This window comes from Aromatoleum toluclasticum ATCC 700605 (assembly GCF_000378245.1).
Lineage (GTDB): Bacteria > Pseudomonadota > Gammaproteobacteria > Burkholderiales > Rhodocyclaceae > Aromatoleum > Aromatoleum toluclasticum.
The window spans coordinates 42,452-61,297 of sequence record NZ_KB899514.1 but is presented as its reverse complement, the minus strand read 5'-3'; the positions used below and the strand labels follow the sequence as shown (position 1 = coordinate 61,297).

General features: G+C 65.8%; 21 protein-coding genes. 9 read left to right on the top strand and 12 right to left on the bottom strand.

All coding sequences use genetic code 11. From position 1 onward, the window contains the following. Positions 1 to 9 precede the first annotated feature (9 nt). Complete coding sequence (locus F464_RS29640) at positions 10 to 405, top strand: hypothetical protein (protein WP_018992772.1); 396 nt, start codon at positions 10 to 12, stop codon at positions 403 to 405. 10 nt (positions 406 to 415) lie between these two features. On the opposite strand, the gene F464_RS0125855 is transcribed toward F464_RS29640, so the two are convergent. Continuing rightward, positions 416 to 1,345 (bottom strand): LysR family transcriptional regulator ArgP, encoded by a 930-nt coding sequence (locus F464_RS0125855; RefSeq protein WP_018992771.1) that lies wholly within the window; start codon positions 1,343 to 1,345, stop codon positions 416 to 418. 94 nt (positions 1,346 to 1,439) lie between these two features. Here F464_RS0125855 and F464_RS0125850 point away from each other — a divergent pair, with 94 nt between their 5' ends. Next, entirely contained in the window at positions 1,440 to 2,054 is a 615-nt protein-coding gene (locus F464_RS0125850) for a LysE/ArgO family amino acid transporter (protein ID WP_018992770.1), read from the top strand. A gap of 144 nt (positions 2,055 to 2,198) precedes the next feature. Here the strand turns inward: F464_RS0125850 and F464_RS0125845 are convergent, their stop codons facing one another. Beyond that, a complete protein-coding gene (locus F464_RS0125845; RefSeq protein WP_018992769.1) occupies positions 2,199 to 2,879 on the bottom strand; it encodes a hypothetical protein in 681 nt (226 codons plus the stop codon). Positions 2,880 to 3,047: 168 nt separating this feature from the next. Here F464_RS0125845 and F464_RS0125840 point away from each other — a divergent pair, with 168 nt between their 5' ends. Next, complete coding sequence (locus F464_RS0125840) at positions 3,048 to 4,142, top strand: FUSC family protein (RefSeq protein ID WP_018992768.1); 1,095 nt, start codon at positions 3,048 to 3,050, stop codon at positions 4,140 to 4,142. A 92-nt stretch (positions 4,143 to 4,234) separates the two neighbouring features. On the opposite strand, the gene F464_RS0125835 is transcribed toward F464_RS0125840, so the two are convergent. Continuing rightward, the gene (locus tag F464_RS0125835) at positions 4,235 to 4,732 is read right to left on the bottom strand and encodes a DUF3016 domain-containing protein (RefSeq protein WP_018992767.1); all 498 of its coding nucleotides are present in this window, start codon (positions 4,730 to 4,732) and stop codon (positions 4,235 to 4,237) included. A gap of 282 nt (positions 4,733 to 5,014) precedes the next feature. Continuing rightward, a complete protein-coding gene (bfr, locus tag F464_RS0125830) occupies positions 5,015 to 5,482 on the bottom strand; it encodes a bacterioferritin (protein WP_018992766.1) in 468 nt (155 codons plus the stop codon). 252 nt (positions 5,483 to 5,734) lie between these two features. Here bfr and F464_RS0125825 point away from each other — a divergent pair, with 252 nt between their 5' ends. Beyond that, a complete protein-coding gene (locus F464_RS0125825; protein WP_026296334.1) occupies positions 5,735 to 6,808 on the top strand; it encodes an ABC transporter ATP-binding protein in 1,074 nt (357 codons plus the stop codon). 85 nt (positions 6,809 to 6,893) lie between these two features. On the opposite strand, the gene F464_RS0125820 is transcribed toward F464_RS0125825, so the two are convergent. The 7 genes from F464_RS0125820 to F464_RS29625 all read right to left on the bottom strand — a co-directional run bounded on the left by F464_RS0125820 (position 6,894) and on the right by F464_RS29625 (position 10,454). Further along, complete coding sequence (locus F464_RS0125820) at positions 6,894 to 7,073, bottom strand: hypothetical protein (RefSeq protein WP_157354204.1); 180 nt, start codon at positions 7,071 to 7,073, stop codon at positions 6,894 to 6,896. A 61-nt stretch (positions 7,074 to 7,134) separates the two neighbouring features. Continuing rightward, a complete protein-coding gene (locus tag F464_RS30770; RefSeq protein ID WP_198292348.1) occupies positions 7,135 to 7,293 on the bottom strand; it encodes a hypothetical protein in 159 nt (52 codons plus the stop codon). Then, a complete protein-coding gene (locus F464_RS0125810; RefSeq protein WP_018992762.1) occupies positions 7,260 to 7,589 on the bottom strand; it encodes a hypothetical protein in 330 nt (109 codons plus the stop codon). Before F464_RS0125810 ends, F464_RS30770 begins: the two co-directional genes overlap by 34 nt. A gap of 60 nt (positions 7,590 to 7,649) precedes the next feature. Then, positions 7,650 to 7,886: a hypothetical protein gene (locus F464_RS29635; RefSeq protein ID WP_018992761.1), complete on the bottom strand. Its 237-nt coding sequence runs from the start codon at positions 7,884 to 7,886 to the stop codon at positions 7,650 to 7,652. A gap of 203 nt (positions 7,887 to 8,089) precedes the next feature. Continuing rightward, positions 8,090 to 8,962, bottom strand: coding sequence for a gamma-glutamylcyclotransferase (locus F464_RS29630; protein ID WP_198292347.1), 873 nt, complete (start codon positions 8,960 to 8,962; stop codon positions 8,090 to 8,092). A gap of 18 nt (positions 8,963 to 8,980) precedes the next feature. After that, on the bottom strand, positions 8,981 to 9,559 hold the full coding sequence (locus F464_RS0125795; RefSeq protein ID WP_018992759.1) for a YceI family protein: 579 nt from the start codon (positions 9,557 to 9,559) through the stop codon (positions 8,981 to 8,983). Between the two features lie 232 nt (positions 9,560 to 9,791). Beyond that, positions 9,792 to 10,454: a helix-turn-helix domain-containing protein gene (locus tag F464_RS29625; RefSeq protein WP_018992758.1), complete on the bottom strand. Its 663-nt coding sequence runs from the start codon at positions 10,452 to 10,454 to the stop codon at positions 9,792 to 9,794. A 126-nt stretch (positions 10,455 to 10,580) separates the two neighbouring features. Here F464_RS29625 and F464_RS0125785 point away from each other — a divergent pair, with 126 nt between their 5' ends. After that, positions 10,581 to 11,771: a benzoate/H(+) symporter BenE family transporter gene (locus F464_RS0125785; protein ID WP_018992757.1), complete on the top strand. Its 1,191-nt coding sequence runs from the start codon at positions 10,581 to 10,583 to the stop codon at positions 11,769 to 11,771. A 51-nt stretch (positions 11,772 to 11,822) separates the two neighbouring features. Here F464_RS0125785 and F464_RS0125780 read toward each other — a convergent pair whose 3' ends face one another. Next, positions 11,823 to 12,269 carry an SRPBCC family protein gene (locus tag F464_RS0125780; protein ID WP_018992756.1) on the bottom strand — a complete coding sequence of 149 codons (447 nt, stop codon included), beginning with the start codon at positions 12,267 to 12,269 and terminating at the stop codon, positions 11,823 to 11,825. A 238-nt stretch (positions 12,270 to 12,507) separates the two neighbouring features. Here F464_RS0125780 and F464_RS0125775 point away from each other — a divergent pair, with 238 nt between their 5' ends. The 4 genes from F464_RS0125775 (at position 12,508) to F464_RS31215 (ending at position 18,388) form a co-directional block, all read left to right on the top strand. Continuing rightward, positions 12,508 to 13,617 (top strand): NAD(P)/FAD-dependent oxidoreductase, encoded by a 1,110-nt coding sequence (locus F464_RS0125775; protein WP_018992755.1) that lies wholly within the window; start codon positions 12,508 to 12,510, stop codon positions 13,615 to 13,617. Between the two features lie 242 nt (positions 13,618 to 13,859). After that, positions 13,860 to 15,080 carry a ChaN family lipoprotein gene (locus F464_RS0125770; protein ID WP_018992754.1) on the top strand — a complete coding sequence of 407 codons (1,221 nt, stop codon included), beginning with the start codon at positions 13,860 to 13,862 and terminating at the stop codon, positions 15,078 to 15,080. Then, positions 15,077 to 17,125: a M1 family metallopeptidase gene (locus tag F464_RS0125765; protein WP_018992753.1), complete on the top strand. Its 2,049-nt coding sequence runs from the start codon at positions 15,077 to 15,079 to the stop codon at positions 17,123 to 17,125. Before F464_RS0125770 ends, F464_RS0125765 begins: the two co-directional genes overlap by 4 nt. 630 nt (positions 17,126 to 17,755) lie before the next feature. Further along, entirely contained in the window at positions 17,756 to 18,388 is a 633-nt protein-coding gene (locus tag F464_RS31215) for a hypothetical protein (protein ID WP_157354199.1), read from the top strand. The last annotated feature ends 458 nt before the right edge of the window (positions 18,389 to 18,846 follow it).

Sequence of the window (18,846 nt, the reverse complement as noted above, 5' to 3'; positions counted from 1 at the left end):
AGGAGGGCGATGAAGCCGAATTTCCTCCGCAATACGCTGGGCGCACTCCTGCTGGTGCTGGCCTTGCCGGCAGCACATGCGCAGGGCGCCTCGGCGCCGGCGACCGATGCGGAAACCGGGCTCGCCATTGCGCCCGGTTTTCCGATCGTCAAGTCCTACTGCACGCTGTGCCACTCCGCGAAGGTGGTGACGCAATCCGGCAAGACGCGGGAGGGTTGGGTCGAAACGATCCGGTGGATGCAACGGACCCAGGGTTTGTTCGACCTCGGTGCGTTCGAGGGCGAGATCCTCGACTACCTCGCCGCGCAATACGGCATCAAGGCGCAGACGGGAGGCATGCTGAAACTGCCGCCCCTCGCCGCGGGCTTGATGCCGCCCTTGCCGTCGGCCGCAGTGCCACGATGAAGAGGCGCAGCTAACCCGGGCCCGCCAGCAGCCACTCTTGCGGTTGCTGGCGCAAGGCATTCCGGGCGACCGCGCGCACTGCGGACGTCAGTGCGTCGAGGGCCTGTGATCCCAGGCGCCAGCGGTGCCAGTGGAGTGGCACGTCCAGATATTGCCCGGGGTCGATCTCGACCAGTTCGCCGGCCGCGATGGCCGGCAACGCAAAATGCTCCGGCACCAAGCCCCAGCCCAGCCCGCGCTTGGCCAGCGCGACGAAGCCATGCACCGAGGGGACCATGTGGGTCGGCGGCTGCAATGCGTCCGTCGTGAAGCGCGCGATGAACTGCTGCTGCAGGCCGTCCTTGAGGTTGAAGCGCAACATCGGCGCGCTGTTCAGGCTGGCGGCATCCACGCCGGCGGCGAAGTGCCGGGCGACGTGCATGGGCGAGGTCACGGCAAGGTAGCGCATGACCCCCAGGGCTTCCGCCGTGCATCCCTGGATGGGGGTTGCGCTGGCGCTCACGGCCGCCATGACCGTCCCCTCGCGCAGCAAGGCGGCCGAGTGGTCCTGGTCCTCCACTCGGAGATCGAAGGCGATCGGCGGTTCGGCCGGCATCGCGTCGAAGACGGCGAGAAACCAGCTGTCGAGCGAGTCGGCATTGACCGCGATCGGCATCCGCAGGCAAGCCTGCGTCGCCCCGTCGGCGCTGCCCAGCGCGCCGAGCATCTCCGCTTCGAGCAAGGCCAGCTCTTCCGTGTAGCGCACCAGCGTCTTCCCGGCGTCGGTGGCCCGACAGGGGCTCGCGCGCTGGATCAGCACCTGCCCCAGGCGCTCCTCCAGCTGCTTGATGCGCTGGCTTACTGCCGACGGCGTGACGTGCAATTTCCGTGCGGCCGCCTCGAACGAACCTTCCCGGATGACCATGGAAAAGGCGGCGAGCTGGGCATTGTCGATCTTCATGAATTAGAAAAATTAACCGTAAGTTAAAACGTTTAGTTTTGCTTCGTGATTGTCGCTCGCTAGAGTGGCTTCCACAACCTTGATCGAGCCTCTCATGGAAGCCCATTTCCTCGCCGGATTCCTCGCCTCCCTGGCCCTCATCGTCGCCATCGGCGCGCAGAATTCCTTCGTGCTGCAACAGGGCATCCGGCGCGAACACCTGTTGCCCGTCACGCTGATCTGCGCGCTGTCCGACGCGCTGCTGATCGCCGCCGGCATCGCTGGCCTGGGGGCGCTGATCCAGTCCAGCCCCGTCATGCTGGACGTCGCGCGATACGGCGGCGCGGCCTTCCTGCTCATTTACGGCTGGCGGGCCGCAAGGCGCGCCTGGCATGGCGAGCACCTGAGCGTCGAAGCGAACGGGCCGGTCCCGCTCGTCACGGCCATCGCCACCTGCCTCGGCTTCACCTTCCTCAATCCGCACGTATATCTCGACACGGTGATCCTGCTGGGCGGCCTCGCCAACCAGCACGGTGAGCACGGGCGCTGGTTCTTCGGTGCTGGCTCGGCCACTGCCAGCCTGGTCTGGTTCTTCGCGCTGGCCTACGGCGCTCGCGTGCTGGCGCCGTTGTTCGAGCGTGCGTTGGCGTGGCGCGTGCTCGATGCGCTGATTGCGTTCATGATGTTCGCTCTGGCGGCGAGCTTGCTGGGGGGCGGCAACTATTACTGACCCGGCAATTCGATGGACCACCATCGGTTCGCCCCGAGCCCTTCGACTTTGCTCAGGACAGGTTTGTCGAAGGGCGTGCTCCGCAGAGCTTCGACAGGCCCGGGGCGAACGATATTGGCTTGCCGGGTCGTTCGGGTAGCGCCGCTATCTTTCCGCGAAGCAGTAGAGCAGCCCGTCGCCGCCCGTGCTTTGCAGCGCCTTCTGGCTGCAGCCGCCGCGTGTCGGGTGTGCGGAGTTCCACGATGTTGCCCAGGCGTCACCGGTCGGGCCGGAGCGGTCGTGGTGCCCGGTCATCGCCGTGCCCTCTTCGCCACCCTTGGTCCAGTTGCCGCAGGTCATGTCATCGAATGGCGGGCTGGGCGGAAAGGCGGTCCCGTCCGGTCGCGAGCCGGTGAGGATGTCGTGGCGGTTGGGCTTCTCGGTGCGGCCATTCACCATCTGTCCCTTCTCGTCCACCAGGGTGGCCTTGGTCAGGTTGGAGTGTGGCGAGTGCAGTTCGTCGACATTGCGCGCGATCAGCACCCCCTTGGCGTTGAACCAGGGGCCGGTGCCGATGCGGTCGCGCGCGTGCACGACCTTCGTGTCATTGAGCGCCGCGGCCTGCGTGCTGAGATAGGCGCGCCACGTGCGCTTCCCTGCACCGGCCGCTGCCGCGAGTGTCTGGCAATGCCGATCGGCACCTTCCAGCCCGCCGAGATTGGCGCCGTTGCCGGGGCCCGTGCTGGTGATGAAGAACGTCATCTCGACTGCCATCGCGGGCAGCGATGCGCCCGCCATGAGCAGGGCGCCCGCAAGAATCCCCACCATTTTCTTCGTGTTATGCATGAACTCCTCCTTCCTGGGGTTGGTGGAACCATTTAGATGGAATCCTTCCCGATCGGTTCGCGGGACAAACGCATGCCGCCCCTCGTGTCGGTGCGGCGCCGGCATCAGCGTCGCTGGGGAAGTGCGCTACTCTTGCACCCTTACGTCCGAATTCGAAGAACCTGACCCATGACAGTCCCCGCCAGGTGGAGCAGGCTCGCGGCGCTGCTTCGCGAAGAACTGCGCCAGCTCATGACGATCAAGCCGAGCGACCGCCCGTGGCAGATGCCCTTCGCCGCCGCCCTGGCCACGGGCCTGCCGCTGATGGTGGGGGCCTGGTTCGACCGCATGGACTACGGTCTGATCTCGTCGCTGGGCGGGCTGGTGTTCCTGTATCTGCCGGAAACGCCGCTGCACCACCGCATGGTAGCGCTGATGGCGAGCGCCTTCGCGATGACGGCCAGCTACGCGCTGGGGGTGATGAGCCACCTCGTTCCGCCGGTCATGATGATGGTGCTGACCTTCACCGCGATCCTCGTCACGATGGTGTGCCGTTTCTACCGCGTCGGCCCGCCGGGGAGCCTGTTCTTCATCATGGCGGCGTCGATCGGCGCGTATTCGCCCGGCGACATACTGGATGTGCCGCTCAAGGTCGGCCTGATCGCAATGGGCTGCCTGCTGGCGAGCCTGATCGCGTTCTTCTACAGCGTGTACATCCTGCGCTGGCGCGACCCCAAGCCGATCCAGCCGCTGCCCGCGCCGACCTTCGATTTCGTGGTGTTCGACTCGGTCGTGATCGGCCTGTGCGTCGGCGTGTCGCTGGCGCTCGCGCAAATGCTGCAGCTCGAGCGCGCCTACTGGGTGCCAGTGAGCTGCCTCGCGGTGATGCAGGGCATGAACCTGCGCGCCGTGTGGGACAAGCAGATCCATCGTTTGCTCGGTACGGCCATCGGCATGCTCGTGTCGTGGGGGCTGCTGAGCCTGCCGCTGGACAAGTGGTCGATTTCGCTCGTGATGATCGGGCTGGCCTTCGTGGTCGAAACTGCCGTGGTGCGCCACTATGGCTTCGCCGCGATCTTCATCACGCCGCTGACCATCCTGCTGGCGGAGGCCGCGACCCTGGGGCACGGCTCGGCCACCGAACTGATTCAGGCGCGTTTCTTCGACACCCTGCTCGGTTGCCTGGTCGGCTTCGCGGGCAGCATCGGCCTGCACAGCGAGCGTTTCCGGAGCGTCGCCGGCGTTCAGATGCGGCGACTGATCCCCGCGCGCCTGTTCGGTTAAGCCGCCCGGCACGACTCACAGCGCAGCTGCGCGGGCGCTCCCCTCCGGATCAGCACTGATGCACGCGGGCGCGTCGCCCGATCGCGGGATGGTTATCCGGGCGCGGCTGCACGGCAGAAGCGTCGTTCGAACCAATCGCGCAGCATGAGCTTTTCGTAGGGCAGGCCATCGCTGTCGTTGCGCACGTAGGCGCTGTGCCACAGGTAGTTCATGTCGGAGACCTTCTCCCGTCCCTCGGCGAGCACGTTTCCGGACATGTCCTGCCAGCGGTAGGCAAGGTCGAGTCGCGGCCAGGTGATGTCCCGCATGACGCGCAGGTCGTAGGCGCCCGCGTGCCACCATTCGTTCTGGCCGGCGAGGTCGACGTCCAGGATGTCGATGCGGAGCAGGGCGTTCTTCGCGATGCAGCGCGCGCCCTGGGTGGTGATGTGGCGGTCGAGGATGCGCAGGTTGCGCTCGGCGTCGGGTCCATATCCGCCGGCATCGGTATAGGTCTGGGGGCCGACGAAGCTTACGGTGATCTCCGCAGCTACCGGTGTCGAAAATGCCGCGGCCAAGGTGATCAACGCGGCGGCGGTTCGTGCGCGCATGATGACTCTCCCCTCTCGCCTACCTGCAACGTAGACAGCGGTGCAGCCATCAAAGTGCGACGACCGGGATTCGACAAAAGCGGCGGCCTGAAGCGCAAGTACGAGTCGTTCGCAGTTGTGCGGGCGCGCGGCGACCGCTGCATTCGGGACGCCTCCTGGGTTTGCCCGGCCGCATCGCTCCCGCGCGGCCGAGGGCGCAGGAAAACCCGACCTGCCTTTGGGCACGGCAGGCAAACCGCCGGGCGGCCGCTCCCGATCCTTACCCGGCCGCGTGGGGGTAACTCACATCTGCGACTGCAGATAGTTCTGAAGTCCAACCTTGTCGATCAGCCCGAGCTGCTTTTCCAGCCACCACGTGTGGTCCTCTTCGGTGTCGGCGAGCATGCTCTCGAGAATCTCGCGCGTCTGGTAATCCTTCGCCTTTTCGCTGTGCGCGATGACCTCCTTCAGGTGCTTGACGACTTTCAGTTCCAGCGCGAGGTCGTTCTTCAGCATCGTCGGCACATCCTGGCCGATCTGCAGCGGCTCGCGTTTGGAAAGATCGGGCACCCCCTCGAGGAACAGGATGCGCTCGATGAGCCGGGACGCATGGCCCAGCTCTTCGGTCATCTCGTGCGCGACGCGCTCGTGAAGCTTGGGGAACCCCCAGTTGTCGTACATCCGCGAGTGCGTGAAATACTGGTCTGCAGCGGTGAGCTCGCCGGCCAGCAGGGAATTCAGGTGGCCCAGGATGGTCTTGTCGCCCTTCATGGCTTTCACCTCACAGTTGTCGGCGCCAGAAGGATTCGGACGCCTGCTTCAGAGTAGGCCACCTGCAAACGAAGAACGTAATGAGACGTATTACGCATCGAATATCAGGAAAGCCGATGATTTTGGTGCCTGCCCGCTTTCGTCAGCGCGGTCCGCATTGCTCTCCGACTTCGGTGGTGTGCAGCGCGAAATAATGACAATGCGTCTCGTTCGCGTTTAAACTCTGTGTTGCCCCATTTCGCGGCCGGCCCGATGCCACTTCTGCTCCTGACGAATGTTGCCCATGAGTACGCTCGCCGCTGCGTTCTGGAGTCGCTGTCGTTCGGTGTCGAACGCGGCGGGATCGCCTGCCTGCTCGGTCCATCCGGCTGCGGGAAAACGACTGTGCTGCGTTGCATTGCAGGATTCGAGCGGATTGTTGCCGGGGAAATTTATCTGAATGACCTGGTTGTGAGCAGCGGGGGCACGCATCTGCCGCCGGAGGGACGTCATTGCGGCATGGTGTTTCAGGACTATGCGCTCTTCCCCCATCTCACGGTCGCGGGCAACGTGGCGTTCGGTCTGCGGGGCCGCGATGCCACCGGACGGCGGGTGCGCGTTGCCGAGGTGCTTGCAGCAGTCGGACTTGCGGGAATCGAGGAGGCGTGGCCTCATGAACTGTCAGGTGGGCAGCAGCAGCGGGTCGCTCTAGCCCGCGCGCTTGCGCCGCAACCGCAACTCCTGTTGCTCGACGAACCTTTCTCGAATCTCGACGCCGAACTGCGCGAACGTCTCGCCCTCGAAGTGCGCGGAATTCTGAAGGCCAGCAATACGACCGCCATCCTCGTTACACACGATCAGCGCGAGGCCTTCGCCGTCGCCGACGAGATCGGCATCATGCAGGCGGGCAGGATCGAGCAGTGGGATACCCCGTACAACCTGTATCACTGGCCGGCGAATCGGTTCGTGGCAGATTTTGTCGGGGAGGGGGTGCTGCTACCCGGCAGAGTCCTTGGCCCTCGGCAAGTGGCGATTGAACTGGGCATTCTGGATGGGAATGTTCCAGAGAAATGCATCGCCGGCTGCCCGTCCGGCTGCGACGTGGATGTTCTGTTGCGTCCCGACGACGTCGTATGCGACGAGACGGCCGACATGAGGGCGCTGGTGGCAGGAAAAGCCTTTCGCGGCGCGGAATTTCTATACACCCTGCAACTCCCGAGCGGTGCTCGGGTATTGTCGCTCGTGCCCAGCCATCATGACTACGCACTGGGCGAGTGGATTGGTATTCGTGTCGATGCCAACCACGTGGTGGCTTTCCATGAAGAAGCCGGGGCGAGCCATCGCTAGGTAGGTCGATAGTCGAAAAGCGCCGGAAGCCGTGCAGACACCCGGGGGCGAGGGTGCTGTACCAGTGGGTGGTGCTCGTGCGTGCTCAGTGCACGGAGGTCCCCGACGATGCTCCCGTCGTGCCCATGAGCTGCCAGCGTTGAGCCAGATGACGGGCGGTTGCTCCGAGCAGTGGGTCGTCGGCACTGAGCTGGATGAGCACCTGAAGTTCGCGTGCGACCAGTTGGGCCAGCTTGGGGCACCCCGTTTCCGCGTGCCGTGTCATGACTTTGAGGATCGACGCCAGGAGGGCGCTCGGATCGGGGTGGGGAGGCATTGCGTTCCCTTCAGTAGTAACTGCGTGGAGAAGAGGGCGAGGCGTCGCCGCTGAGCATGGCGTCGCCCTGCCAGTCGTCGACCAGCGCCTGCGCGCATTCGCGTAGCGCGGGAGCCAGCCGTGCATCGCCACCGATCATGCGAAGGTGGTCGATGATGGCATGGGCCACGGCAGGCTTGCGCGTCGCGGGGTAGCGCGAGGGAAGTTGGCGTAGCGCAGCTTCTGCGTTTCGATCAGTTCGATGCCGAAGTCGGACGTATGCTTTTGCTTCCGTCCGTGCTGCCCCGGGGGACGGTTGCGCTCGGCCGGTGACTTGCGGGACAGGCCGGGCAGTTCAGTGCCCAGGGCGCGGAGGATCTTCAGGCGGGGACCGGCGTAGCGAGACAAGGAGTGCTCCTTGTTGTGGATCGGTTGGATGAATTCGTGGGGAAGGCGCTGCCGACGCAGTTTGCCGAGCGAATTCACGAAACAGCGCTACGGAAGCGAATTCGAAGCCAAGGCCGTGCAATGCGCGGGTGCGCCGAGTCATGCGGGGCGGTGTGCGGCGCGGGCCGTTACCACGGTTTCTTCGAGCAGGTGGCAGAACGCCTGGATGCCATCGTCGGCCACCGATTCTTCATCGAGCCGCTGCAGCAGCAGGCGTGCGACGTGCAGCGAGCGTGAGCAACCTGACTGCAGGTAGGTCGACAGATGCACCAACGTACCCGTGAGGACCGCGAACTGGTCGTGAGAGGGCGCTTCGTCGTGAAATCCGGTTTGCATGGTGATCTCCAAGTGAAAATGAGAATCACTCGCAATTGTAGGTGCGCCTCGTCGTGTGTCAAGTGCGACGTTGTCTTCGCTCGGGGGGGGGCTCCGTGCCTGTGGTAGGGGCATCGAGCTTCGCCCGACGGCTCAGGATTCGAGCGGTGAGTCTCTCCCGGTTTTCACGGTCGCGCACGTGTCTTCGCGCGCGTGCAAAGCCCTCAGTTTCCGCAACCCGCCGGCGTGGTCGGGCACCCGCCGCGAGGGCCGATGCCGGCAAGACAGGCGAGGCGCCTGACATAGTCGTCCGTCACGCACAGGCGGTCGAGCTGCTCCACGACCTGGCGGAGGTAATCGAGATTCGTGCCGCGATTGCCGCAGGCATGGATGATCACGGTTGCCACTTCATGGAGCGGCATTTCCGGTGCCCCGCGCTCATCCGCAGGATCGGAAATCAGCGCCAGGGCGTCAACGGTGCCCTGGGGCGTCGACACGGGCAGGATCCGGGGCTGATATCCGCCCAGAATCATTTCCCTGCGCCAGATGATGCGGGATTCCCGCTCGATGATCGCGCGTTCGATCCTGAAGGCCAGACCATCGCAGCGTCCCGCGCCGGGTTCCAGCGACAGGACCAGGCCCGGGTGTTCGGGAGATCCGCGCCCGATCGTGGTCGTGTGCGTGAAGCGGCGTTGGTAGTCCGGCAGCGAGGCGCGCCGTACCTCGGCGAAATGAAAGCCCGGATCCCACATCAGCGATCCGTAGGCGAAGACCCACAGATCCTGCGAGTCGGCGATGCCTGAAAGCGTGGCGCGGCGCGATGCGTCGAGCGCTCCGTCCGATACCCGCCATGCCCTGCCGAGTCCGCGGGCGAGCGCCTGGACATCCCACGCGGCGAGCATTTCGTCCGTGATGCGCAACCCGGACACTTCCGCGCCGACGATCCGGTCGCACAGTTCGGGGAGGTGCCGGAATGCGTCGTTCATGGATGTCCCCGTTGCTGGACGATGCTCGTGCTGCGGACCTCGCTCCCGCGGCCGGTTCGACATCCCGGCCGGCGGAAGCTTCCGGGCATGGGCGCCGCGAAGGGCGCCCATGCCCGGTCAAGGGGTCGTTCAGCCCTTGATCGCTTCGAGCGAGAGGGTGATCGTCACGTCGTCGCCCACGTGCGGGGCGAACTTGCCGGCGTTGAACTCGCTGCGCTTGATCACGACGGTTGCGTCGGCGCCGATCGTGTCCTTCTTCAGCATCGGGTGCGGCATGTTGACGTAGTTGGTGACCTTCAGCGACACGGGCTTGGTCACGCCCTTGATCGTCAGGTTGCCGTCGATGCTCACCGGCTTGTCGCCCTGGAAATTCACCTTCGTCGACTTGAAGGTCGCGGTCGGGTACTTGGTGGTGTCGAGGAAGTCCTCGCCCTGGATGTGGCCGTTGAAGTCCGCGAAGCCGGTGTCGACCGAAGTCGTGTCGATGACGACATCGACCGCGCCGGTCTTGGCCGCCTTGTCCAGCGTCACCGTGCCGCTGGTCTTGTTGAAGCGCGAAAGTTGCGTCGACATGCCGAAGTGGCTGTACGAGAAGCGCGGGAAGGTGTGCGTGCCGTCGACCGCGTAGGTTTCCGGGGCAGCCAGCGCGGGCGCGGCAGCGGCGGTCGAGATCGCGATGGCGGCGAAGAGTTTGGCGAACTTGTGCATGTGAAGACTCCTTGTGGATAGCGGATGGGGTGATTCTTCCAGCCGCTTGCTCATTAGTTTGCTCGCGGCGTTGGGCGAACTTTACGTGCACGGCTCCCGGTAAAATAGACAACAATCGCAAATATACGGTTGCGAATATCGCAACAGTTCAATCCGGGGAGCGGCTCCGCGCGCGTATCGCGACGAAACCAGGCGTCGGCTTTCGTAGGGGCGCAAATGCGGAGGGAGCGGGTTATCGGCCCGGCACGGACTTGCCGATCACGCCGCGCAGGTCATCGGCAGCCGGGCGAGCGGCTTCAGGGACCGCGATTCCCGTATAGCAGATGAGATTGTGGCAAACCGCAGGCTCGCTCCCGAGGTTGCGGTAGCCGTGCGGCCGGTCTGCCGGAAAACGCACCGCCTCGCCTTCGTTCAGGGTGTGCCAGCATCCGTCGACCAGCACCTCCATCGCGCCGCGGACGACGATCACATGCTCGACGACGCCGGCGAGATGCGCCTCGGAATGCCGCTCGTAGCCCGGCGCCAGCGTCAGTTCGAGCATCTCGAACCCCAGTTGCGCGTCGTAGGGGAAGAGCGGCGCCACCCACATCGCGTCGCTCGCCGGCCGGTCGCGCAAAGCGCCAGCGGAGCGGAATGCCGGTTTCTCGTGATGCACCGGCGGTTGGATAAAGGCCGACAGCGGCGTCCGGAAGCCCGAGGCGATGCGCCAGAGCGTCGCCACCGTCGGACTCGATTCCGCGCGCTCGATCTGGCCGAGCATGGCCTTGCTGACGCCGGTCTCGCCGGCGGCACGGTCGAGGCTCCAGCCGCGCTCGGCACGCAGCCTCCGCAGGGTCGCGGCCAGATGATCGGCAACTGCGGGCGTGGCGGTGGCGACGTTCTCTTTCTTCGGCATGTGAGTCGTGCCCGGGTTTTTCGCTTGTACGCGTTTGTGCGCGCTTGTGCGTTATGGCGCACGCTGCTAGGCTTTGTTTGTGCGTTATAGCGCACAGTTATCCGATTAAACCAGAAAGGGCGAAGCATGGGCAACCAATACGCCGCATCGGGCATCGTCCGCCATTTTCCGCACGTCGCGGCCGGTTTCATCGCGGTGCTGGTCGGCTACACTAGCTCGGCCGCGATCGTCTTCCAGGCGGCCCACGCCGCAGGCGCCACGCCATCGCAGCTCGCGTCATGGCTGTGGGCGCTCGGGCTGGGCATGGGCGTCACCTGCATCGCGCTGTCGCTGCGCTACCGCGCGCCCATCCTCACCGCGTGGTCGACGCCGGGTGCCGCGCTGCTGGCCACCGGGCTCGTCGGTGTGCCGATGCGCGAGGCGATCGGCGCCTTCCTGTTCGCCTCCGTGCTGATGGCCGTGCTCGGCTTCAGCGGCGGTTTCGAGCGCATCATGCGTCACGTGCCCCCGTCGCTTTCGGCGGCGATGCTCGCCGGCATCCTGCTGCGCTTCGGCCTCGGTGCGTTTTCCATGCTCGGCAACAACCTCGCGCTGGTCGGGACGATGATCGTCGTGTTCTTCGCCGCGCGCCGCTTGTGGCCGCGCTATGCCGTGCCGCTCGCTTTCCTCGCCGGCCTGGTGGTCGCCGCGGCGAGCGGCAGCATTGCCACCGGCGAGATCCGCTGGCAACTGTCGGCCCCTGAATTGATGACGCCCGGCTTCTCGTTCGCGACGCTGATCGGCGTCGGCCTGCCGCTCTTCGTTGTCACGCTCGCCACGCAGAACGTGCCCGGCCTGGCGGTGCTGCGCGCCAACGGCTACGCCACGCCGGCCTCGCCGCTGCTCGGCTGGACCGGCGTCACCGGCGTCGTGCTCGCGCCCTTCGGCGGCTTCTCGTTCAACCTCGCCGCGATCACCGCCGCCATCTGCATGAGCCGCGACGCCGATCCCGACCCGGCCCGGCGCTACCTCGCCGCGGTGTGGGCGGGCGGCTTCTACCTGCTCACCGGCATCGGCGGCGCAACGGTCGCAAGCCTGCTGAGCGCCTTCCCCCAGGCCCTGGTCGTCGCCATCGCCGGACTCGCGCTGCTGGGCACCATCGCCGGCAGCCTGACCACGGCGCTCGCCCATGAGGAAGAACGCGATGCGGCCGTGGTTACCTTCCTCGTCACCGCATCGGGTCTCACGCTGTTCGGTATCGGCAGCGCGTTCTGGGGGTTGGTGTTCGGCTATGCCGTCAGCCATGCCTTGCGGCGTCCGCAGAAGGTGGCGGCCTGAGTTCCCGTTCAATGACAAATGCGTGTCAGGCCGCGAACCCGGGGCGGGACTTCAATCCGGAATTTCAGGCTCGACCAGTCGCGCCAGATGTTCGAGCGACTCCTGCCAGCCGAGGTAGCAGAACTCCACAGGAATGGCTTCCGGAATGCCTTCCTGCACGATATTCACCTCCGCCCCGCAGGCCACCGCACGCAGGCTGACCGTTGTCACCATCTCGCCCGGCAGTTTGGCATCGTCGAACTTGTCGGTGTAGCGGATGCGCTCGTTCGGAACGAGCTCCAGATAGCTGCCGCCGAAGGATTGGCCGTTGCCCGTGCTGAAATTCCGGAACGCCATCCGGAAGCTGCCGCCCACCCTGGCGTCCAGCTGATCTACTTTGCAGGTGAAGCCGTTGGGCGGCAGCCATCGGGCGAGGGCCTCCGCATCGAGAAAGGCACGGTAGACCTTCTCGGGTTTTGCGCGCAGCACGCGGTGAAGGCGGACGGTACCGTTAGGCATGATCTCTCCTTTTCGTCGGGGGTGGGGGTGCGCGACTGTCGTCGCCGCTTCTCGTACCTTAGTCGAACGGCGGGAAAGTGCTTCAGCTTGATCGCCGCGCGCAGGGGAAATCGCGTATTTTTGTCCGTTCTGTGCGTGCGGCCTCGGCGACCTTCTGGCGATTCGCGCACAAGTGGCCTGCATCGCGCGAAATCCATACGTGCCCCGGCAACACCGCCCTGAATTCGTGGAGGAATGTGTGGACACCATCGATTGCGTCGTGATCGGTGCCGGCGTCGTCGGCCTCGCCTGCGCCCGCGCGCTCGCCGCCGCGGGGCGCGAAGTCCTCGTGCTCGAGCGCGAACCGACTTTCGGAACCGGCGTGAGCTCGCGCAACAGCGAAGTGATCCACGCCGGCCTTTACTACGCGCCGGGCTCGCTCAAGGCGAGGCTGTGTGTCGAAGGGCGCGAACTGCTCTACGCGTTCTGCGACGAGCGCGCGATCGCCCATGCGCGCTGCGGCAAGCTCATCGTCGCCGCGCGCGCCGAACAGGCCGATGCGCTGCGGCAGATCCGCGCGCGTGCCGAAGCCAATGGTGTCGCCGACCTGCGCGAGCTCGATCGCGCGGCCGTGGCTGCGCTCGAACCTGCGCTGGACGTCCATGCGGCCCTGTTGTCGCCTTCGACCGGCATCGTGGACAGCCACGCGCTGATGCTCGCGCTACTCGGCGACGCCCAGCGCGACGGGGCGATGGTCGCATTCGGCAGTCCGGTGCTGGGCGGCTACCCGGTTGCCGATGGCATGGTGCTGCAGGTCGGCGGTGAACGCGAGATGGAGTTGCACGCGCGCTGGGTCATCAACGCCTCGGGGCTCGACGCCGTGGCGCTCGGCCATCGCATTCGCGGCCCGGTCGCCGCAGACCTGCCCCGCGCATGGTTCGCGCGCGGCGTGTATTTCACATTGAGCGGCAAGGCGCCGTTCTCGCGGCTGATCTATCCCATCCCCGAACCGGGCGGGCTTGGCGTTCATCTGACGCTCGATCTCGGCGGTCAGGCGAAGTTCGGACCGGACGTCGAATGGATCGACAGCCCCGCCTATGACGTCGATCTCCAGCGGGCGCCTCGCTTCTACGCCGCGATCCGCAGCTGGTGGCCTGCTCTCGAAGACGGACGGTTGGTGCCGGGATATGCCGGCGTGCGGCCGAAGATCGCCGGTCCGGGGATGCCGGAAGCGGATTTCCGCATCGACGGGCCGAACCGCCACGGCGTGCGCGGTCTGATTCACCTGTTCGGCATCGAATCGCCCGGCCTCACCGCGGCGATGGCGATCGGGCGCCATGTCGCCGGGATCGTGCTGGACGGCGAGTAGCCACAATCCGGCAGGGTGACTGCACCACGGATTCATCACGCTGCCATGCACGGACGCGAAGCTTCCGGCTACGGGCGCTTTGTGGCACCTTGTCTGGCGCGCACTCCGGACCGGGACGCCGGGCTGGATCATGCCGACGATATAGGTGCGCAGCTCATGGGGTGTGCAGCTCGTGCACCCCCTGCTCGGGAATTCGGCCGCCACGACGCAATCAGAGGGAAGTCCCGCTCTTCCGGAAAGCGATGAAACCCAACCTTGCTCGCCTGTTTGCCACCGCCGTCGCCCTCGCAATGGCCGCTTTCGCTGGCGCGGCCATCGGCCAGGACCGCCAGGACGGCCAGGTCGCCCCCGCCTGTCTCACCCCCGCCGGCTGGAGCAGCCTCGACGGCGAGCGCCCGCGTGCGACGGGCGCCATGGCACTTCTGGCCGAGATGGCCAAACGCGACGCCGTCCTGCTGGGGGAGCAGCATGACGAGGACGACGACCATCGCTGGCAGCTCCAGGCGCTGGCGGCGCTGCATGCGCTGCGACCGGACATGGTCATCGGCTTCGAGATGTTCCCGCGGCGCGTGCAGCCGGCGCTGGACCGCTGGGTAGCGGGCGAGCTCACGCTCAAGGAGTTCCTGGAGCAGGCCGACTGGGGCAAGGTGTGGAAGATGCCGGTCGAGTTGTATCTGCCGCTCTTCCAGTTCGCCCGCATCAATCGCATCCGCATGGCCGCGCTGAATGTCGACGGACAACTCAACCAGGCCATCGCCGAGAAGGGCTGGGACGCGATTGCGCCCGCGCAGCGGGAAGGTGTGGGCCGCCCCGCGGCACCCTCCGAGGCCTACCGCGATTTTCTGTTCGACGTGTACCGCGAGCACCCTGTGCGGAACCGCAAGGAGGGCACGGAGGCAACGCGGAGCGATACCGCCTTCCGCTACTTCGTCGAGTCGCAGATCACCTGGGACCGCGCGATGGCGGAAGCGATGGCGCGCTACCTGGTCCCGGGACCGGCGGCCGGCAAGCCGCTGGTGGTCGGCATCATGGGCAGTGGCCATATCCGCTTCGGCCATGGCGTGCCGCACCAGTTGCGCGACCTCGGTGTTACGCGCGTCGGCACCCTGTTGCCCGTGCCGGCCGACTTCGACTGCAAGCAGCTTCGCGCCGGCCTGGCCGACGCCGTGTTCGCGCTGCCGAAGCAGGCGGTGCCCCAGCGGGAGCCGCCGCGGCTGGGCGTGCGCCTGGACGAGGACGGCGGCGGCGTGCGCATTGCGGAAGTCACCGCCGGCAGTCTGGCCGACAGGACCGGCCTCAAGGACGGCGACCGCCTCGTCGAGGTGGCGGGGCTGCCCGTGAAGCAGACGGGCGCCGTGTCCGCTGCGGTGCGCGGGCAACCGCCGGGCACCTGGCTGCCGCTGCGGGTGAAGCGCGGCGCCGACACGCTCGACTTCGTCGTCAAGTTTCCCGCCACGCCATGAGGGCTATTTTCGCCGCACTCGCCGTGCTGGGCGTCCTCGCCTCCAGCCCGTCCGTGGCGGGGGCGAGCTCACCGGACCTGGAACTCGCGGTCGAACTTGACCCCGGCACCCGCCGCCTCGCCGTGCGCGCGGACATCGTTCCGGCGACGCGCGATTTCCGCTTCGAACTGCACGAAACCTTGAACGTGACCGCAGCCTCCGCCGACGGCGCGCCACTGCCGGTCCGCGCGGGCGGACACGTCGGGGCTAGCCGCGTCTGGCACGTCGCGCTCCCGCCCACTGCGGCCAGGCTGCACCTCGAATACGCCGGCACCTTGCCCGCGTTGGACGCCCAACTCGATCACCGCGACGTGCTGCAAGGCCTGCCCCCCATGGCCTCGCCGCAGGGGAGCTTCCTGCCCGCGGGCGGCGCATGGTACCCGCGGCCGGCGGCCCTGTTCGCGTACCGGGTCACCGTGAGCGTGCCGGCCGACCAGCGCGCGGTGGTGCCCGGACGCCTGCAGTCCGAGGATCTGCCCACCGACGGATCGGGCCACGGGTCCGGTCGTTACCGGGCGCGCTTCGAGTTCGGCGAGCCCGCCGAGGGCATCGACCTCATGGCGGGCCCCTGGCTCGTGCGCGAGCGGATGATGGCGCGGACCGCTGCGGCGCCGGTCCGCCTGCGCACCTATTTCTTCCGGGATCTCGACGCGACCCCCGGCCTTGCCGACGGCTACCTCGACGACACCCGGCGCTACCTCGAACGTTATGGCGAGGAGATCGGCCCCTATCCGTTCACCGAGTTCTCGGTGGTGGCGAGCCCGCTGCCGACCGGCTTCGGCATGCCCACGCTGACCTACCTCGGCGCCGAGGTGCTGAAGCTGCCGTTCATCCGCGCCACCTCGCTCGGGCACGAGGTGCTGCACAACTGGTGGGGCAATGGCGTCTACGTCGATTATGCGCGGGGCAACTGGTCGGAGGGGCTGACCACTTTCATGGCGGACTACGCCTACAAGGCGTCCGAGTCCGCCGATGCGGCACGCGCGATGCGGCTGGGATGGCTACGCGATTTCGCCGCCGTGCCTGCCGGCGAGGGGCAGCCGCTGGCCGATTTCCGCTCCCGTACCCATGGCGCCGCGGCGGCGGTCGGCTATGGCAAGGCAGCGATGCTGTTCGTGATGCTCCGCGACCTCATCGGGGAGGACGCATTCCAGCGCGGCATCCGCGCATTCTGGCAGGCGCAGCGCTTCCGCACCGCCTCCTGGAGCGACTTGCGCGCGGCCTTCGAGCGCGCCTCGGGCCGCCCGCTGAAAGTGTTCTTCGACCAATGGCTCGAAAGGGCCGGCGGCCCCGAGATCAGGATTGCCAGTGCCGAGGCGCGCGGCGAAGGCGGCCGGCACCGCCTGTCGCTGGCGGTGGAGCAAAAGGCGCCGGCCTACGCGCTGCGCCTGCCGGTGGAGCTCGTCTTCCCCGACCGCAGCGAGCTGCGCTGGATCGACGTCGCGGCCGAGCGCCAGGTGGTCACGATGGAGGTGGCGACGCCGCCCGCAGGCGTGCGCCTGGATCCGCAGTTGCAAGTCTGGCGCGTGCTCGCGCCGGAGCAGCTGCCGCCCATCCTGCGGCAGTGGATAGGCGCCCGGGCGCCCCGGCTGGCGCTGGCTTCCGCCGCGCCGCACGTGCGCGAGGCCGCCGCTGCGCTGGCCCAACGCTTCTTCGAGGCGAAGCCGCAGACCATCGCGCCCTCTGAAATCACCCACGGAAGCGAGCCGGTGCTGCTGGCCGGCCTGCACGCGGACGTGGATGAAGCGCTCGCGCGCGCCGGCCTGCCATCCCGGCCCGAGCGCCTGGCCGGCCGCGGCAGCGCCCAGGTGTGGACCGTCACGGACGCAGCTGCCGCGCCGGTGGCCGTGGTGTCGGTGCGGGATGCGCAAGCGCTGCAGGCGCTGCTGCGCCCTCTGCCGCACTACGGTGCGCAGAGCTGGCTGGTGTTCGAGAATGCACGGGCAGTGGAACGCGGCGTGTGGCCCGCATCCGCGCATCTCGTCCCGGTCCGCGCCGCCCGGTGACGCGCTTTGCCTCTCCGCACCCGAAATATAGCGGCCGGCCGCCACATCTGCCCGATGTCAGCGATGCGTATCAGGACATCAGGACGCAGCCTCGGGGGCTAAAGAACAAACTCGCTCAAGCCTGGTCTCCGCGCCGTTCTCGTCCACTCGTGCTGGCGCCCATTTGCCGCACCGTATGCCGGGAGCCGACGATTACTCTTGTCACTCATGGTCCGGCAACGCCAACTTTCCGGCGCGAGTCCTGAAATTCTGTATCCGGCCACAACCGGACAGTCATCATTCCGACACTGGCGCCGATAGAACGACAACTTGTTCTGAAACCGGCCAGACAACCTCGTCACGTTACTTGATCCGACGGGGCGTCCCCCCCCCCTCGGGTACCTGTAATCCGCCCTGCTATTGATGTTAAGTAAGTGCCCTAAGACAGCCCACAATGCTTTTCTTTGCATTTGCTGATTGATTCCAATGGGATATTATGCATGCGCCTGCAACAGCTACCCAAGGCGCCTATCTGACCGGGAGACTAATGCTGAACCGCTTTCAGAGAGTCGCCCCCGCTTCAACGTCCTCACCGCATCACGTTGATCACGGGTAGCCTGAATGTATCGGCGTTGCTTGCAGCAATATCCAGTGAAAGATGCTTTGGAGCGCAAATTGACAATCACTCGGCGCCTACTGCAGGCACTCGCTTTGAAGGGGCACCCGAATATAAATCCGCTGCCTTGTTGGGTAACACTAATTTTCCTATCGATTTTATATTCATACCTCCTGAGCCCACTGCTCACTTATTACGTGAGAGGCGTTCCACCAAAGGAAACATTAGAGATTCTTGACGGAACTTGGAGGCAAGAAGGCGAAGTGCGCTCAGGAAAGAGCAGGCTGTTGGCGCCTCTTTACTTTATTGATGGAGGGTTTGGTTCACGACAAGTACATTGCGGATTCAAAACCCAACTCATACTTTGCGGATTCCCCTTCTCGCCGCGTCTGACGACGGGCGACCACGTACGGGTATACTTCAACAGCTCCTTCGGTGTACTCGCTTACGAGTTTCTTGATAGCCCGGCAAGAGACGGAATGTCCTACGACACAGGCGTTTATATTTACGCGAGGCCGGAAAGGCTGGTTCGCCATAATCGCGGCGCACATATTTTTCTCCCATTGCTTATATTGGCCTACGCATTTTTAGTATTGATGTGCTGGCAGGAAATAAACGAGAAGCTTGATAGCATAGATAATAGCGACAAGGCCTTGCCGAGCAACTAGAGGACGCGAACCCGAGCGCGTATCCGACGCACCGCCACCGCATGGCGACAACAATGCCTATGGCAGGTCAGCCGAGAAGGTTTCAGGCTGGCGTGATAGGCCGACTAACTCAGAAAACTGCCGTTAGGAGCTAAGTCAACGAATGTCTCCTGTGGGTCGGAAGCGGCTACCCATCATCGACCTGCCAACTGTCAGGTTCGGCCGAGTCGCCGGGCCGCAGATGTAGAGCTTGAGCAGTGCGGCCGGGTGACAGGCGGGCGACCGGCGGCAGCGGGATCGACGCCAGCAAAAGTGCGGCTTGCGCAGGTCGGGCTCATCGAGCGGGTCGGGCTTGGCTTCGTGGTGCCTGTGCCCGATCTTTGAGTGTTCATCGCGGCCGTGCATGCTGCTGCCGGCGCCAATACCCGGATCCCCAACTGCCGAGAACACGGGTTTTCCGCTGCGAAAACGGCGATAAT